The 17,320-nt window shown below is 44.3% G+C and carries 18 protein-coding genes and 1 other annotated feature; of the genes, 7 read left to right on the forward strand and 11 right to left on the reverse strand.

Features of this window, described 5'->3' with window-relative positions; all coding sequences use genetic code 11:
• Window positions 1–2 precede the first annotated feature (2 nt).
• The 6 genes from dnaX (at window position 3) to ABD036_RS18225 (ending at window position 6,951) form a co-directional block, all read left to right on the forward strand.
• Window positions 3–2,546: a DNA polymerase III subunit gamma/tau gene (gene dnaX / locus ABD036_RS18200; protein WP_343862510.1), complete on the forward strand. Its 2,544-nt coding sequence runs from the start codon at window positions 3–5 to the stop codon at window positions 2,544–2,546.
• Between the two features lie 29 nt (window positions 2,547–2,575).
• The gene (locus tag ABD036_RS18205) at window positions 2,576–2,902 is read left to right on the forward strand and encodes a YbaB/EbfC family nucleoid-associated protein (RefSeq protein ID WP_343862511.1); all 327 of its coding nucleotides are present in this window, start codon (window positions 2,576–2,578) and stop codon (window positions 2,900–2,902) included.
• 11 nt (window positions 2,903–2,913) lie between these two features.
• Window positions 2,914–3,513 carry a recombination mediator RecR gene (gene recR, locus ABD036_RS18210; protein WP_343862513.1) on the forward strand — a complete coding sequence of 200 codons (600 nt, stop codon included), beginning with the start codon at window positions 2,914–2,916 and terminating at the stop codon, window positions 3,511–3,513.
• Between the two features lie 208 nt (window positions 3,514–3,721).
• Window positions 3,722–5,644, forward strand: a complete 1,923-nt coding sequence (gene htpG / locus ABD036_RS18215; protein ID WP_343862515.1) for a molecular chaperone HtpG — start codon at window positions 3,722–3,724, stop codon at window positions 5,642–5,644.
• 197 nt (window positions 5,645–5,841) lie between these two features.
• Window positions 5,842–6,486, forward strand: a complete 645-nt coding sequence (gene adk / locus ABD036_RS18220; RefSeq protein WP_343862516.1) for an adenylate kinase — start codon at window positions 5,842–5,844, stop codon at window positions 6,484–6,486.
• 78 nt (window positions 6,487–6,564) lie between these two features.
• A complete protein-coding gene (locus ABD036_RS18225; RefSeq protein ID WP_343862517.1) occupies window positions 6,565–6,951 on the forward strand; it encodes an MAPEG family protein in 387 nt (128 codons plus the stop codon).
• 167 nt (window positions 6,952–7,118) lie between these two features.
• Here the strand turns inward: ABD036_RS18225 and ABD036_RS18230 are convergent, their stop codons facing one another.
• The 11 genes from ABD036_RS18230 to hisG form a co-directional block, all read right to left on the reverse strand.
• The gene (locus ABD036_RS18230; RefSeq protein ID WP_343862518.1) at window positions 7,119–7,559 is read right to left on the reverse strand and encodes an Hsp20 family protein; all 441 of its coding nucleotides are present in this window, start codon (window positions 7,557–7,559) and stop codon (window positions 7,119–7,121) included.
• A 181-nt stretch (window positions 7,560–7,740) separates the two neighbouring features.
• A complete protein-coding gene (gene lepB / locus ABD036_RS18235; protein WP_343862519.1) occupies window positions 7,741–8,385 on the reverse strand; it encodes a signal peptidase I in 645 nt (214 codons plus the stop codon).
• A 124-nt stretch (window positions 8,386–8,509) separates the two neighbouring features.
• Window positions 8,510–9,211 (reverse strand): aspartate/glutamate racemase family protein, encoded by a 702-nt coding sequence (locus tag ABD036_RS18240; RefSeq protein ID WP_343862520.1) that lies wholly within the window; start codon window positions 9,209–9,211, stop codon window positions 8,510–8,512.
• A 60-nt stretch (window positions 9,212–9,271) separates the two neighbouring features.
• Window positions 9,272–9,895, reverse strand: a complete 624-nt coding sequence (gene hisIE / locus ABD036_RS18245; protein WP_343862521.1) for a bifunctional phosphoribosyl-AMP cyclohydrolase/phosphoribosyl-ATP diphosphatase HisIE — start codon at window positions 9,893–9,895, stop codon at window positions 9,272–9,274.
• Window positions 9,892–10,707: an imidazole glycerol phosphate synthase subunit HisF gene (gene hisF, locus ABD036_RS18250; RefSeq protein ID WP_343862522.1), complete on the reverse strand. Its 816-nt coding sequence runs from the start codon at window positions 10,705–10,707 to the stop codon at window positions 9,892–9,894. Before hisF ends, hisIE begins: the two co-directional genes overlap by 4 nt.
• A complete protein-coding gene (gene hisA, locus ABD036_RS18255) occupies window positions 10,689–11,426 on the reverse strand; it encodes a 1-(5-phosphoribosyl)-5-[(5-phosphoribosylamino)methylideneamino]imidazole-4-carboxamide isomerase (protein ID WP_343862523.1) in 738 nt (245 codons plus the stop codon). The genes hisF and hisA overlap by 19 nt, the downstream gene beginning before the upstream one ends.
• Complete coding sequence (hisH, locus tag ABD036_RS18260; RefSeq protein ID WP_343862524.1) at window positions 11,423–12,043, reverse strand: imidazole glycerol phosphate synthase subunit HisH; 621 nt, start codon at window positions 12,041–12,043, stop codon at window positions 11,423–11,425. The genes hisA and hisH overlap by 4 nt, the downstream gene beginning before the upstream one ends.
• A 2-nt stretch (window positions 12,044–12,045) precedes the next feature.
• The gene (hisB, locus tag ABD036_RS18265) at window positions 12,046–13,116 is read right to left on the reverse strand and encodes a bifunctional histidinol-phosphatase/imidazoleglycerol-phosphate dehydratase HisB (protein ID WP_343862525.1); all 1,071 of its coding nucleotides are present in this window, start codon (window positions 13,114–13,116) and stop codon (window positions 12,046–12,048) included.
• Complete coding sequence (gene hisC, locus ABD036_RS18270) at window positions 13,116–14,216, reverse strand: histidinol-phosphate transaminase (protein ID WP_343862526.1); 1,101 nt, start codon at window positions 14,214–14,216, stop codon at window positions 13,116–13,118. The genes hisB and hisC overlap by 1 nt, the downstream gene beginning before the upstream one ends.
• The gene (hisD, locus tag ABD036_RS18275; RefSeq protein WP_425542588.1) at window positions 14,217–15,521 is read right to left on the reverse strand and encodes a histidinol dehydrogenase; all 1,305 of its coding nucleotides are present in this window, start codon (window positions 15,519–15,521) and stop codon (window positions 14,217–14,219) included.
• A gap of 4 nt (window positions 15,522–15,525) precedes the next feature.
• Window positions 15,526–16,425: an ATP phosphoribosyltransferase gene (gene hisG, locus ABD036_RS18280; protein ID WP_343862527.1), complete on the reverse strand. Its 900-nt coding sequence runs from the start codon at window positions 16,423–16,425 to the stop codon at window positions 15,526–15,528.
• A gap of 53 nt (window positions 16,426–16,478) precedes the next feature.
• Window positions 16,479–16,589: a sequence feature (His leader region), on the reverse strand.
• A gap of 295 nt (window positions 16,590–16,884) precedes the next feature.
• Between hisG and ABD036_RS18285 the strand changes: the two genes are divergently transcribed.
• Window positions 16,885–17,175 carry a hypothetical protein gene (locus tag ABD036_RS18285; RefSeq protein WP_343862528.1) on the forward strand — a complete coding sequence of 97 codons (291 nt, stop codon included), beginning with the start codon at window positions 16,885–16,887 and terminating at the stop codon, window positions 17,173–17,175.
• The last annotated feature ends 145 nt before the right edge of the window (window positions 17,176–17,320 follow it).

Raw genomic sequence — 17,320 nt, forward strand, 5'->3', positions numbered from 1 at the left:
TGATGGCATATCAGGTATTAGCAAGAAAATGGCGACCAAATCGCTTCTCTGAATTGGTCGGCCAAGAGCATGTTGTCACTGCGATTTCCAACGCATTAGACAATAATCGCTTGCATCATGCCTATTTATTTACTGGGACACGTGGGGTGGGTAAAACCACGATCGCTCGCATTTTCTCGAAAAGTTTAAACTGTGAAAAGGGTATGGGCGCGAACCCTTGTGGTGAATGTCACACTTGTAAAGAAATCGAAAACGGCAGTTTTGTCGATTTACTCGAGATAGATGCTGCATCGCGAACCAAAGTCGAAGACACGCGAGAGCTATTAGACAATGTTCAGTACAAACCAACCCGTGGTGAATACAAAGTGTATCTCATCGATGAAGTACACATGCTGTCAAAACACAGCTTTAACGCGCTACTGAAAACACTTGAAGAGCCGCCTCCTCATGTTAAGTTTTTATTAGCAACCACAGATCCACAAAAGTTGCCGGTAACCATTCTTTCTCGGTGCTTACAATTCAATTTGAAAGCCCTTTCCAGAGAACAGATCAGCGGGCAATTGAGTTTTATTCTAGAACAAGAATCGATTCCGTTTGAACCTCAAGCTATTGCACAGCTAGCTCGTGCGGCGCAAGGGAGTATGCGTGATGCTTTAAGTTTGAGTGACCAAGCAATCGCCCAAGGGAATGGCCAAGTATCTAATGCCATCGTTACCGACATGCTGGGGTTGATGGATAAAAACCAGATACTTAAACTCGTGCATAACGTGTTTGCTAACAAAGCAGAACAGGTAATGGCACAAGTGGATGACTTTGCTCAACAAGCCATTAGCTTTGATCAGGTGCTGGTAGAAATGATGAGTCTGCTTCACCAAGTGGCGCTTACTCAGTACGTACCCGAAGCCTGCAAACTTGAAACAGTTTCCGCAAGAGCGGTTTTTCAATTAGCTAAAATGTTACCCGCTGAGCAAGTGCAATTAGCCTATCAAATTGCGTTGCAAGGTAGAAAAGATATGGCCAGTGCGGCTGACGCCAGAGTAGGGTTAGAGATGACGTTGCTTAGAATGCTGGCGTTTAATCCATCACCGCTTAAACTTTCGATTGATGAAACTAACGAAATATCAGCACAAGGCACCTTTACTCATCCTGCCGAGTCGGAACAGGTAAACAGCCCTCAGGAACTAACTGATCAAAATAGCAAGCAGATTGACGCACTTAATGCGCAACAACAGGATGTTATTGAACAAGCGGCGAAGTTAACACCTGAACAGCAGTCTGTTGCTGCACCGCAAAGCTCTGTCCCGATAGCCGACGAAGTGAAAGATAACGACGTTAACCATGCTGACCCTGAAATGGACAGCAGTGATATCGGGAGCAACCTCGCTCACAATGATGAAACGCATTTTGCGTTTCACAGCTCAGAAGATGATTCGTTTAATCAACGAGAGTCAGATTTAGCCGATTTCCACCAACAACTGCCACCAGAGCAAAGTTATCATCCTGACGTTGATCGGCCGCAGCAAGTTGCGCCCGTAACTAATGAACAACCATCAGCAGCAGGTTTACATACAACAGCAAGTTTAATCGCCTTGAAAAATCAACTTGCGCAAAAGGAAACAGCTTCGGAGGTAGCGACTGATCCTGCAAAAAAGCCTGAACAGGATTTTTCAGTCAATCGCTTTAAGCGTGCGCAAAATGCGCCGCAAGAGCCTGCCGCGGATGCAACAGCACAACCTGAGCAACAAACCGTTACAGAAACAACCACTGAGAATATTAATCCCAGTGACAATCCTCAATCGGACGCTTTGAATACCGGTGTTACTGCTGAATCGAATACCGACGAGCGGAGTCAACAGACGAATAACCTAGAGCAGGGGACCGAGGCGCAGCTGGCTTCATCGGAGACAGTAGATATTTCACAATCTCTTAGTTCCGATAACTCAGAATCCGCGACAAGCGTTGATATGACCTCTAATAACGCTGCTGAGTCACCACCTTGGGATACGGGGATCCAGCACCAAGGCGAAAGCGCGAAAGCTGAACCTGTGGTAATGGATGCAGAGCCATCCCATTCGTTTGATCCAATGGCACATCTAAATGAGCCTATTGAAGTTGAAATAGATTTTGATGTCCCTGTATTTTTACAAAGCGGTGAGAAGGTTATTGAAGCTCAGCAGCTTGATACATGGAGCCAATTGATCGAGCAACTTCAGCTTACGGCATTAACTAAACAGCTTGCGCTTCACTCTGCGTATCAAAAAAATGGTAACCATGTGACCTTGAAGTTACTCGATTCGAAACCACATCTAGATACAGAGTCAGCACGAAAGCAACTGCAAGCGGCTTTGAGTGAAAAATTTCAAGATAATATTGAATTGAGTGTAGAGCACACTAAACCAAAAAATACGCCGTTTGCGGTACAGCAAACTATTAATCAAGTGCGTATGCAGCATGCTCAACATGTGGCGCATACAGACGAAAATATCCAACGTTTGAAATCTGTCTTTGCAGGTCATATTTTGGATGACAGTATACAACCCAGATAGTACCCATTGGCGGTACAAAGAGAGAGAATATGTTTAAAGGTGGAATGGGCAATATTATGAAGCAAGCGCAACAGATGCAAGAGCGCATGCAGCAAACCCAAGAAGAATTAGCAAAAACTGAAGTGATTGGCGAAGCCGGTGCTGGTTTAGTTAAAGTGGTCATGACCTGCAATCACAATGTACGCAGAGTTGAGATAGATCCATCATTGATGGAAGATGATAAAGACATGATCGAAGATCTTGTTGCCGCGGCGATGAACGATGGCGTTAGACGCGTTCAAGAAACCAGCAAAGAAAAAATGGGTGATGTCACCGGTGGTATGCCATTACCTCCTGGCTTTAAGATGCCGTTTTAAGGCAAGCGATAATGAAGTTCAGCCCGCTGATATCAGAATTAATTACGGCATTTACTTCCTTGCCAGGGGTAGGTAAAAAGAGTGCCCAGCGTATGGCGTTTCATTTGTTGGAACGCAATCGCAGCGGTGCCTTACAATTGAGTCAGGCGCTGCATGATGCCATGGAGCATGTAAAGCATTGTCAGGCGTGTCGTACTTTTACTGAATCAGCGGTTTGTGAAATCTGTGCCGATCCTAGTCGAGAAGAATCGGCGCAGTTATGCGTTGTAGAGTCACCACAAGACGTGTTATCCATCGAGCAAACGTCGGAATTTAAAGGCCGCTACTTTGTACTGATGGGACACCTTTCTCCTATTGATGGGATAGGTCCTAGTGAAATAGGCCTTACGGAGCTAAATACCTTACTCGATTCAGGCAAATTTAAGGAAGTGATCTTGGCAACCAACCCCACAGTAGAAGGGGAAGCAACTGCTCATTATATTGCGCAAATGTGTAACGACAAGCAGCTTTCTGCGACTCGCTTGGCTCATGGCATGCCAGTAGGCGGTGAATTAGAATATGTCGATGGCAATACGTTGATCCACGCATTTACAGGGCGCCGCTCTATCTAGACTAGCCGATCTAGCAATCTCTGCGCTTAGCTTCACCCCGTCAATATTATTTCGCTGCATTCTCTTTTTCTGTTGCGCTGCCCATCCGTTTACTCGGAGCATAAATTAAGCCCATAATCGTAAAAAAGTCGAATTTATGCATTGGTTTCTGGAAAACTGGCCTCATCTTCTAATCTGAAGTTAACAGTCAACTAGGAGAAATTTGTTTATGGCTGAGACAGCTCACCAAGAAACTCATGGATTTCAAACGGAAGTAAAGCAACTTCTGCAATTGATGATCCATTCACTATACTCAAACAAAGAAATATTTTTGCGTGAATTGGTTTCAAATGCTGCTGATGCTGCTGATAAATTGAGATTCAAAGCGCTTTCCGATCCATCGTTGTTCGAAAATGACGGTGATTTGGCAGTGAAACTCAGTGCCGATAAAGATGCTGGAACGGTTACCATTTCTGATAATGGTATTGGTATGAATCGCAATGATGTCATTGAACATCTTGGCACCATAGCCAAATCAGGCACCAAAGAATTTTTCAATCACCTCTCTGGCGACCAAGCCAAAGACTCTCAATTGATTGGGCAGTTTGGTGTTGGTTTCTACTCTGCCTTTATTGTTGCTGATAACGTTATTGTGCGCTCACGTGCTGCTGGTGATGATCCAAGTAAAGGCGTCGAGTGGCAGTCTGCAGGTGAAGGCGAATTCACGGTTAAAGACATTGAAAAGGCCGACCGCGGTACTGAAATCATCTTACATTTACGTGAAGATGAAAAAGAATTTGCTGATGAATGGCGTCTTCGCTCTATCATCACTAAATATTCTGAGCACATTAGTATTCCAGTCAAGATGTGGAAGGATGAAGTACCTGAGTCTGAAGGCGAAGATGGTGAAAAAACACCTGCAATCCCTGGACAATGGGAGTCTGTTAACAAAGCCACCGCACTGTGGACACGTGATAAGTCAGATATCAGCGAAGACGAATATAATGAATTTTACAAGCATATTTCTCATGACTTTGCCGATCCGTTGCTGCACGCACACAACAAAGTAGAAGGGAAAACGGAATACACCAGTTTGCTGTATATTCCTTCTAAAGCACCTTATGACTTGTGGAATCGCGATCAAAATCACGGTTTAAAACTTTATGTTCAGCGTGTCTTTATTATGGATGATGCCGAACAGTTTATGCCGATCTACTTGCGTTTTGTGAAAGGTTTGCTTGACTCTAACGATCTGCCGTTAAACGTGTCACGTGAGATTTTGCAAGACAACAAGATCACTCAGGCTATTCGCCAAGGCTGCACTAAACGTGTGCTACAGATGCTTGAGCGTCTGGCTAAAAAAGATGCCGAGAAATACCAAGTCTTTTGGTCAGAGTTTGGTAACGTACTTAAAGAAGGTCCTGCAGAGGACTTCGCAAATAAAGAAAAAATCGCAGGTTTATTGCGTTTTGCATCTACTGAAAACGACAGCGATGCACAAACGGTGTCATTAGACGACTATATTTCTCGTATGAAAGAGGGTCAGGAAAAGATCTATTTCATTACCGCAGACAGTTACACTGCCGCGAAATCTAGCCCACACCTAGAGATCTTCCGTAAAAAAGGTATCGAAGTATTGTTAATGTCAGATCGCATTGACGAATGGTTGATGTCTCATTTATCTGAATATAACGAGAAGTCTTTCCAATCGGTTACTCGCGGTGCACTGGATCTTGGCGATCTTGAAGACGAAGAAAGCAAAAAAGAGCACGAAAAAGCGGAAAAAGAAGTTGAAGGATTGACTGAGCGAGTGAAAGCTGCGTTGGGTGATAAAGTCGTTGATGTGAAATTTACTCACAGGCTGACAAACTCACCTGCTTGCATAGTAACTGATGAGCAAGGCATGACCACGCAAATGATTAAGCTTATGCAGGCAGCAGGTCAACCTGTTCCAGAAGCTAAATACCATTTTGAAATGAACCCAGAACACCAATTGGTGAAAATGCTGGCGAATATTCAAGATGAAAGTCAGTTCAAGCAATGGGCTGATGTGTTGTTTGATCAAGCTGCGTTATCAGAGCAAGGCAGTTTGAAAGATCCGGCAACATTTGTGCAAAACCTCAATAGTTTGCTAATGACCTTAGCAAAATAGTAGGGTTGTGAAATAACACTAAAACGGGCGTTTCGCCCGTTTTTTGTTTTCAACACTAGCTTTGTATAGTTTATGTGCCAAAAATGGATACATTTAGCACCACTTTGGACCGACAGCGCACTGATATTCTTGTATACATCAAGACGAATGTGTAAAGTTGCGCTTGGATTTAAATTTACTAATTAAGAGGTTACGGTATGCGCATTATTCTTCTCGGCGCACCGGGTGCAGGTAAAGGCACTCAGGCTCAATTTTTGATGGGAAAATACGGCATTCCGCAAATTTCCACAGGCGACATGTTAAGAGCTGCAATTAAAGCCGGCACTGAACTTGGCCTAGCTGCGAAAAAAGTGATGGATGAAGGAAAGTTGGTTTCCGACGAACTCATCATCGGACTTGTTAAAGAACGTATTACTCAAGCAGATTGCGAAAACGGTTTTCTATTAGACGGTTTTCCGCGCACCATTCCACAAGCTGATGCAATGAAGCAAGTGGGTATAAAAATAGATTTTTGTATCGAATTTGATGTCGCTGATGATGTCATAGTAGAGCGTATGGCTGGACGACGTGTTCACCCTGGGTCAGGTCGCGTTTATCACATCAGTTACAATCCGCCTAAAGAGCAAGGTAAAGATGATGTCACAGGCGAAGAGCTGGTAATACGTCCTGATGATGAAGAGCACACAGTGCGTAAGCGTCTTGCTATTTATCATGAGCAGACTAAACCTCTAGTAAATTACTATCATGCAGAGGCGCAAGCAGGTAACTGTGAGTATATGAAAATTGATGGTACTCAACCGGTTGAGGCCGTTAGTAAACAGCTTGCAGAAAAACTCGGTTAAGTTAGACTTCTTGTTACACTGATGCTTATTTAAAAAACCCACTGCAGTGGGTTTTTTATTGCTTTAAGGAAATTTGATATGACGTCGCCTATTACCGCTTTCTATGCCGGATTGTTGGGGATCACCTTTTTATATTTATCGATATTGGTTATTAATCAGCGCCGTGCTAAACAAGTCAGTCTAGGTGACGGTGGTGACCCGCACTTTCTGGGTTATATACGAGCTCACGCCAACTTCGCTGAATACACGCCTTTAACACTGATACTGATGTTGATTGCTGAGCTGAATCATACAAATCACATCACTCTTCACGTCATCGGGATAATGTTGCTGATGGGACGTTTGATCCATGCGTATGGTCTTCGTCATCACGTTGGTGTTAGCTGGCAGCGGTTATGGGGCACCTTGTTAACCTTCATCGCCTTATTCGTCGTTTCAGTCATTAATTTGCTGATACTGTACTAACTAATCTGAACTGTAAGATAATAAATGCCGCTCAATAACATTATGCAATAGTTATGTAATATTGAATTGTCGGACATATCGTATCTAAAGTTCAGGTTATCCACGACCATAAAAAAACGGCGTCATCCGACGCCGTTTTAACACACATGTTTAGTTAGTTAGATCGATTAGGATTGGTTTTCGAGTAAGTTACCACCAATCTCAATTTTCTTCGGCTTTTTGGCCTCTGGAATAACACGCTCTAGTTCTATATGCAGCAAGCCATTTTTCATATCAGCATTTAGCACTTTGACGTGATCACCTAACTGGAATTTTCTTTCGAAGTTGCGTTCAGAAATCCCCTTGTGCAGAAACTTCCGCTCTTTCTCTTTGGACTCGATAGTACCAGAGACTTTCAAGGTGTTTTCTTGGACTTCAATCTCAATATCATTTTGAGAAAAGCCAGCTACCGCCATAGTGATACGGTATTTATCTTCTTCCAACAACTCGATATTGTATGGTGGGTAAGAGGTTTGTTTTTCACTTTGAGATGCCGCATCTATCATAGACGCCAAGTGGTCAAAACCAATGAATGAACGATAAAGTGGAGATAGATCTATATTACGCATTTTCATATCCTCGCTATTAAGCAATATGTTTAAGTATTTAAAGTTTCAGTTACCCCGATTATTCGGCGGTGTTTTGTGACCCCTTTCGGCTGCCACATTAACGATATGTGTTGAAACCAAAATATTTCAATGCTTTATCAATAAAAAAATCGCAAATATTTTATAAGTGTTTGATTTTAAATTAATTTAAATCTTGTAAAAAACGTTCTTCTTTAGGCAGATAATAATTATTAACATCCAATGACACTATCACTTTTGTCGCTTTACCTTGCAGCTCTTGTGATGAAACAAAACCATAATATCGCGAATCACGGCTGTTGTTTCGATTGTCACCCATGACAAAATAATGGTCCTCAGGAATAACCACTGACGGGAAACTGTGCATGGGCTGAGGCACCTCATCAAACTGAACTAAGTGCTTAACGCCTAACAAATCTTCTTCATAAAACTGACTTTGTTGCTCATTTTGATACGTGAGAACGTTGCCATTTATGATTAGTTTATTGTTAATCATAGAAACATGATCTCCGGGTAATCCAACGATGCGTTTGATTAGTCTTTGTTGTTCAACCACAGAATTAAACACCACAATCTCCCCACGCTTGGGCTGCTCAGTTTGCATAATCGCAATATCGGTAAAGGGCACTTCAAGTCGATAGGCTAGCTTGTTGACAAAAATACGATCCCCCACTTGAATGGTCGGCAACATGGATCCTGAAGGCACGTGATACCAATCAGCAATACTGCTTCGTGAAGCAAACATGAGAAAAATAACCAGTATAAATCCCCAGTTATCTTTAAGTAGCATGATGAATTTGTTTTTCATTGTGTATCACTCCCTTTCCTTTTGGTTATTGAACTCCACTGCAGTGCTGTTTGCAAATTGTGGTTGTAATGAATTGTTTCGACAAGACCCCCTTCATTTAAATCTAATTTACCCAAAGTTCAACTTAATCTAGTTTACTCACTGCAAATTGCACGATGAATTCGGCATGTATGGCGGTTGTATCGTATAACTTAATTTCAGTGTCACCTTGATTTACCAGCAGCGCGATTTCGGTACACCCTAAAATAATGGCTTGTGCGCCGCGTTCGCTGAGATTGTGGATCACGTCAATAAAGGCTTGTTTGGAGGCTTGCTGGATATTGCCTAAGCACAGCTCTTGATAGATCACATCATGCACTCTTTGCCGCTGCATTAACGTGGGAATTAGCACTTCAATGCCAAATTTCTCAGTCAGGCGCGCTTTGTAAAAGTCCTGCTCCATGGTGAATTGAGTACCCAGCAACCCCACTTTGAAATGCTGATTAGGTGTTAATGATTTCGCGGTGGCATCGGCAATATGTAACAATGGGATGGATATGGCATTTTCAACCTGTTCGGCGACTTTGTGCATAGTATTAGTGCAGATGGCTACACAGTCAGCACCCGCAGCTTCTAGCTTCATAGCGGCATCAATCAAGATTTCAGCTAGTTTTTGCCAATGTTGAAGATGCTGTAGGTGTTCAATCTCCGCAAAATCGACGCTGTGCAGTACCAACTTGGCTGAATGCAGACCACCGAGTTCACGCTTGATCCCTTGGTTAATAAGTTGGTAGTAACTGAGCGTTGACTCCCAACTCATACCGCCAATTAAGCCGATAGTACGCATGTTGTTAACTCCCGCTGGTGGATAATCCTTTATAGGCAGTAATTATAACCTTAACCTACCTCATTGCGCTTGATGACGCTGCTTGAGAACGTCAATAACATCAGTCAAACTCAAATTTGACGCCTGTAGTAAAACGATCAGGTGATACAGCAAATCTGCGGATTCATTTTTAAGTTCGTCCAAATCTGCGACTGTGGCCGCCAAGGCGGTTTCAACGCCTTCTTCACCGACTTTTTGTGCGATCCGTTTAATTCCTTTGGCATACAAACTGGCGGTATAACTTGAAGTAGGATCGGCATCTTTACGGCTAGCAAGTAGCTGTTCCAACTGAGCGACAAAGGTCATTTGAGCATCGTTACTGTCGGGCCAGCACGATTCCGTGCCAAGATGACAGGTAGGCCCGTTAGGCTCAACCAGTGCCAGTAGTGAATCTTTATCGCAGTCTGCGCTTATCTCAGTTAATGCCAGTGTATGTCCAGAGGTTTCTCCTTTGGTCCATAGGCGCTGTTTAGAGCGGCTGAAGAAGGTCACATTTTGCGTATTAAGCGTGTGTAACAGAGCATCTTTGTTCATGTAACCTTGCATCAGTACTTTGCCACTATTGGCATGCTGAACAATGCAGGGGAGCAAATTGTCCATTTTTTCCCAGCTGAGTTCATTTACGCTTTGTTGAGTTACTATCATAGTGATATTGGTCCTGTTGATGCGATTTTACGCACATAGTCATGGCGGATCGCCACGCCTTGAGCGCGTAAGAAGTCTTTAAGCTCCGGAATGGGAATGATCCCTTTATGGAAAACTGAGGCTGCTAGCGCGCCGTCGACGTCAGCTTGCTTGAATACCTCGTAGAAGTGGTGTTTCTCACCTGCGCCGCCAGAGGCAATCAACGGGATCTTGCAAGCCTGTCGTATTAAACTAAGCTGTTCAATATCATAGCCTTGGCGCACGCCATCTTGGTTCATGCAGTTAAGCACTATTTCACCAGCGCCACGAGATTGCACCTCATTGACCCAATCGGCAGTCTGTCTTCCGGTGTTCTGGGTGCGTTTCTCGTCCCCAGTAAACTGATAGACTTCGTATTGACCACTGTTTTCATTGAAGTAACTATCAATCCCAACCACCACGCACTGTTGTCCGTAGGTATCGTGTAATCGTGTTATCAGTTCAGGATCGGCCAGAGCCGGGGAATTGACCGATATTTTATCAGCGCCCATCTCCAAAATTCGACCGGCATCGGCCACCGTTTTAATGCCGCCTGCGACACAAAATGGGATATCGATGACTTCGGCTATGCGGCTGACCCATGATTTGTCGACCACTCGCTGATCACTTGATGCGGTAATATCATAGAATACTAATTCATCGGCACCTTGCTCAGCATATTGTTTTGCTAATGGCACTATGTCGCCAATGATCTCATGGTTACGAAATTTAACCCCTTTGACCACTTTGCCATCGCGCACGTCTAGACAGGGAATTATTCGCCTTGCCAACATTGGATTGCCTCCTTGAGGGTAAATTTTCCTTCGAGCAATGCTCTGCCTAAAATAATGCTATCGACCGAAGTCGGTTTGAGACGTTCAATATCAGCTAACGAACCGATTCCGCCGGAGGCTTGCCAGATCACCGATGGAAACTGCTGTTTCATTTGTTGATAGAGTTGATGATTCGCTCCTTGTAAGGTGCCGTCACGACTGATATCGGTACACAGCACATGTTTAGCTCCCACGCTGAGGAAGTCCTCTAGTAAGGCCTCAAGACGCACGCCAGAGCTTTGTTGCCAACCGTGAGTGGCGATCATTTTGTTACCGCTATCGTCAATGTTAACATCAAGAGCAAGGACGATTGCCTCTGCACCGTATTTGCTAACCCAGTCTTTCACCAAGTCAGGCTGTTTGACTGCCAAAGAGCCAATCACAATACGCTTTACGCCTATCTCTAGCAATTGGGCAACATCGCTTTCGCTGCGTATCCCGCCGCCAGCTTGAAACTGCATTCGCTGAGTATCGACCATTTTTTTGATCAGCGATAATTGCCGCTTGTCAGTGTCTTTGGCGCCGGTTAAATCAACGATGTGAAGCCACTGCGCACCTTGATCAGCATAGCTATGAACCACGTCCACAGGATCGAGTTTGTATTGCGTTTTTTGCTCGTAGTCACCTTGGTAAAGACGCACTACAGAGCCATCTATCAGATCAATTGCTGGAATAATCATAAGGCTAAAAAATTCTCCAAAAGAGTCGCACCTGCGTCACCAGATCGTTCAGGGTGGAATTGCACGCCGAAGAAATTGTCTTTACGAATGGCCGCTGAAAACTTCATGCCGTATTCGCAAGTCGCAAGGGTGTGAGTAAACACATCTACCGCAAAACTGTGTACAAAATAAAAGTAGGTTCCATCGGGGATACCTTTAAACAGTGTTTCGTGTTCTAACGCACCAACGGTATTCCAGCCCATATGCGGTAGTCGTAACTCACCCACTTGCATGCGTTTCACTTGACCGGGAATAAGATCAAGACAAGGGGTGTTGAGATCGTTTCCTTGGTGAGCTTTTTCTTGTGAATCAGTCACCATCAACTGCATGCCCAAACACACCCCTAACACCGGTTGGCTGAGTGATTGAATGCACAGGCTAAGTTGCTTTTTAGCGATACTGTCCATAGCAGCATTAGCGCTGCCTACGCCCGGGAGTATCACTTTATCAGCTGCTGAAATAACCGATACATCATCTGACACAATCACGTTGCTGGTCAGTCGCTGCAGCGCAAATTTAACCGAAGAGATGTTCGCGCAGCCGGTATTAATAATGACGGTTGTTGAATTGTCGCTCACAGTTACAAGGCTCCTTTACTACTGGGTAAGGTGTCACCTTGTTTAGTAATCGCCTGACGCAAAGCGCGTCCAAAGACTTTAAACAAGCTTTCGACCTGATGGTGCGCATTACCTTCGGTGGTGGACAAATGCAGCGATAAGCCCATGGCCTGTGCCATAGAATAAAAGAAATGCGGCACCATTTCGGTGGCCATTTCTCCCACCGATTCACGACTAAAAGGGGCATCGAATTTAAGGTGAGGACGATTCGAGATATCCATAATACATTCGGCGCGGCACTCATCCATCGGTAAGGCAAAACCAAAGCGGCCAATACCCCGTTTGTTACCCAGAGCTTGTTTCAAGGCTTCTCCTAGCGCCAAAGCGGTATCTTCTACGCTGTGGTGATCATCAATGTGTAAGTCACCTTTTACCGATAACTGCAACTCGAAACCACCGTGAGTGGCGATTTGATCAAGCATGTGATCAAAAAAGCCAATGCCAGTATCAATCGATGACTTTTGCGTCGAATCAAGATCCACAAACACACTGATTTGAGTTTCTGAGGTGTTTCTTTGCACTTTAGCAGTGCGACTTGCGCTTAAAATGGCTTTTTCAATATGCTGCCAGTTGTTGTGCTGCCGATCGTACTTAATACTGTTAATGCCCATATTTTCAGCTAACTGAACATCCGTATCTCGATCACCAATCACCAGTGAGCGGGTGAAATCCACTCGACCTTGCTGCAAATAATCTTTCACCAAGCCCAGTTTGGGTTTTCGACAACTGCAATCTTGCTCATCAAAGTGGGGACAAATCAACACGTCATCAAAAACCACGCCTTGTGATGAGAACAGCGCCATCATTTTATTATGTGGCGCGTCAAAATCGGCTTGTGGAAACGCGTCAGTGCCTAATCCATCTTGGTTTGACACCATCACTAAGCGATATCCCGCTTGTTGTAATTTTAACAGTACGGGGATCACCAAAGGTTCGAACACCAATTTTTCCAAACTGTCTAATTGTTTATCAACTGCCGGCTCTTCTACTAGCGTGCCATCGCGGTCAATAAATAGGATAGGTTGCGCGCTCATTATGCGATTTCCTGTGTGTTGTAAAATGAAGTAATAAGATCCATAAGGTGCTGATTTTGTTGGTCGTTACCTACGGTAATACGTAAACAATTGTTCAAGTTGAGTTGTTTTGATTGGTCGCGAATAAACACATTATGCTCGACCAAAAACTGCATCAATTGGCTTTTTAGTGGCGTTCTAAACAAGATGAAATTAGCTTTGTCATCACCGACTAACTCTACCTGTTTTATCGTCTTTAAATAACGATGTAATTTGTTTCGCTGAATCGCCAGGTAATCGACTTGCTTTAGCATGTTATCGACGCCTGCCTCAGTGAGTGCTTGTTGGGCAATTTGGGCAACAGGCTCAGGAATAGGATAGGGGGCAATGACCTTCAATAAAGCTTTGATGATAGGGCTACTAGCTAAGGTAAATCCACACCGTAGCCCCGCTAGCGCATAGGCTTTAGAGAGGGTACGCAGAATCACTAAATTAGGATAGCGACTCAGTTCAGTTGCCCAGGTATTTTCCTTATCAAACTCGATATAGGCTTCATCAACCACGACCAATGCTGAATTGGCAAAGTGTTCCACTAGCGAGCGCAATTGCTGCTTCTCTACTGAGGTGCCAGTGGGATTGTTTGGCGAGCAAACGAACACCAGTTTCACCTGATCTTTATGTTGACATATGGCCTCCACATCAAGACTGAAGTTATCTTTTAGAGGCACTTTTTTCACCGCGACATCGCAGGTTTGAGCACTAATCGCATACATGCCGTAGGTGGGGGGACAGATCAGTATGCTGTCAGTTCTTGGGTTACAAAATGTTCTTATCAGTAACTCAATACCCTCATCGGCCCCGCGGGTCACTAAGGTTTGTTCAATACCTGTTCCTGCATATTTTGCGTAGGCTTTTATTAACCCTGACGGCTGGCAATCTGGGTAACGATTGAATCGCGAGTCATCTACTTGAAACGCATTATGAAAAGGCGACTCGTTGGCGTTTAGCCACACTTGTTGCGATTGGGTGTCATCACCGGTAGCAAAAAGTCGTCTAGCTGATTCATAAGGGGTAAGCGCTTTGACATTGTCGCACACTAATTTTTCAACCAGATCAGACATCTACTTTCTCCCTTCAAGTCGAATAGCGACCGCTTGACGGTGGGCATCAAGCCCTTCGGCTTGGGCTAAATCCATAATAGCAGTACCAATATTTTGCAAACCTTGATAGCTCAATTCCTGCACGGTATAGCGACGCATGAAATCTGCCAACCCTAAGCTGGAGTAATTACGCGCATAACCGTAGGTGGGTAATACGTGATTCGTGCCACTGGCATAATCGCCGGCAGACTCGGGCGACCATTGACCGACAAAAATAGAGCCTGCGTGCTTTATATCCGATAAGGTGTCGCGGGCGTTTTCAACTTGTACAATTAAATGCTCGGGCGCGTACTGGTTGCTTACTTCAATTGACTGAGCAAGATCTTTGCTCAGAATGTAGCGTCCATTTTGCATCGCATCGCCAGCGATGTCTTTACGACTTAGTTGGCTTAATTGATTATCAACCTGCGTTATAACCGCTTGGATCAGTGACTCGCTATTACTCACTAAAATTGCTTGTGAATCTCGACCGTGCTCCGCTTGAGATAATAAATCCGCGGCGACAAAGGCCGGATTTGCGTGTGCATCTGCAATCACTAATACTTCAGAGGGACCGGCCGGCATATCGATAGCCGCACCATCAGCTCGCGTACTAACCTGTTGCTTGGCTTCGGTGACAAAACTGTTACCCGGCCCAAAAATTTTGTCTACCTTGGGGATTGATTGCGTACCAAAGGCCATGGCTGCTATGGCTTGGGCTCCACCAATTAAGTAAATTTCATTAATGTCACACAAGGTCGCGGCATAGCGTATCTCAGCTGCAATATTGCCATTTTTATCCGGCGGTGTGCACAACACTTTGCGCGCACAACCAGCCACTTGTGCCGTGGCGCCCAGCATCAACACGGTTGAAGGAAGAGGGGCGCTGCCACCAGGGATGTAAAGACCCACCGAATCTAATGCTGCATGCTTGAGTTCGCAAACTACACCAGGTTGGGTTTCTACTCGCACGTCCTGTGGAAACTGTGCCTGATGAAACTGTTTGATATTGCCATAGGCCATATCGATTGCGGATTTTACTGAGTCGCTAATTTCACTTTGGGCAGTATCTAGCGCGCATTGTGGTAACTTTAAATTAGCTAATTGAACACCATCAAATCGCTCAGTTAGCTCCGTTATTGCGTCATCTCCACGGCTTTTTACTTGGCTTAAAATGTCACTGACAATGTCACTTAAGGTGTTATTGTCAGTCATCGCAGGACGACTCATCAACTGCAGCCGTTGTGCCTTGGTGATGATATTCCAATTGTGTATCTTTGCAGACATTGCTTTAACCCATCATTTTTTCAATCGGCATGACTAAGATGGAACTGCAACCAAGGGCCTTCAGCTTTTCCATCGTTTCCCAAAATAAGGTTTCAGAGCTCACCACATGCACTGCAACCGACTCGTCACTGTTGGCGAGCGGCAAGACCGTTGGGTTTTCCGCACCAGGGAGCAGATCTTTCACTTGTTGCAAACGCGCTTTAGGTGCGTGCAGCATAATGTATTTGCTCTCTTTAGCCTGCATCACGCCATCGATGCGCGGTAACATGCGATTGACTAAGGCTTGCTTTTGTTCAGACAGCTCGCCATCGCGTTGTATCAATACTGCTTTGGACTCAAAAATGACCACTTCTTCGCGAAGACCATTGGCTTCGAGGGTGGCACCGGTCGACACCAAGTCGCAAATCGCATCGGCCACTCCTGCTCTGGGGGCCACTTCAACTGAGCCCGTTAGCATCACTGATTGTGCGTTGATGTTATTGTTTTCGAAATAACGCTCTAGTAAAAAAGGGTAGGTGGTTGCGATCTTAAGACCATTTAGCGATTCTAAACCTTGGTAGTCAAATTCATTAGGCACTGCAATCGATAACTGACAGCCGCCATAATCAAGTCGACGAAGAGTTTCAAAGGCATAGGATTTATTGCTTTTTTGACGCTCAAGCATTTTTTCTTCAAGCTCATTTTCGCCTATAAAGCCTAAATCAACTACGCCGTCCATCACCAAACCTGGGATGTCGTCGTCTCTGACCAATAAAAGATCTATGGGTTGATTGGTTGAATGAGCGATCAATAAGCGGTCACGGATCTGTAATTTGATGCCAATGGCCTTGAGTAATGCAATGCTCTCATCACTTAAACGTCCTTTTTTCTGTACCGCTATGCGCAGTCGTTTGCTATCGCTCATTAGATTGCCTCTATAAAGTTGATGTAGGTTAAAAAATTTTAGCCAATACAACGAAAAACCCCCGGAAGTTTCCTTCCGGGGGTTAGATTAATCTGCTCCACTGGAAGGACAATAGACCTTCCAGCACGAACCTGAAAGGTTATGCTATATGATGATGCGCATGAGTAAAAAATGGTGCTGCTATCTGGTTCATATATCCGTCGGGCTCGAATTCACTGTAATAAATGGATGTAGTGACATTATCTAAAGGCCAGAACGAATGCAACCCAATTCATAACTATTTGACAAAAAGCGCCAGATTATTTGCTATTAGTTACAACCAAATCGTATTAGGCATGTAGCCAAGGATTGTTGAGTGTTTAAAAATTGAACAAAAACAGTTAAAGTTAGTCAATATCAATACGATAGTTAATAAATGGACCTCAGTATTCGCTAAACGGCGACAAGGAGAATGGCATTATGAGTAACGACTTATTGTTTTCTGTATTACCCAGAGAAGGCAAATCGCCGATTGAAAAAGACGAGCTGCGGGTAAAGCAAGTAGAGAAAGAAGCCAAACTTCGGGCATTAAGCGACGAAGAAAAAGAGCTTAATGCCGAAGAGCGTGAAGCCCGCGAAAAATACCAAAAGAAATCCCAACAACCTGAAAAAGCTAAAAAGGAAGAAAAGGCCAAAGCAGAGGATGACGTCGATCCAGAATTACCGACCGTGGACAAAAACGGTCGTAAGCATTTAGATATTTATATTTAACGTCGCAGCCGAGGCTTCGAGCCTGTAACAGATTCTGTGTAACTGCCATTTAGTTAATGTGCTTTTCGAGGCGATCCCCGAACTCAATGATAAATCGAACCATGGCCTGACGCCAGTTATGGATCGGCATCGACCATTTTTTGGA

The sequence above is a fragment of the Aliiglaciecola litoralis genome (assembly GCF_039523355.1).
GTDB lineage: Bacteria > Pseudomonadota > Gammaproteobacteria > Enterobacterales > Alteromonadaceae > Aliiglaciecola > Aliiglaciecola litoralis.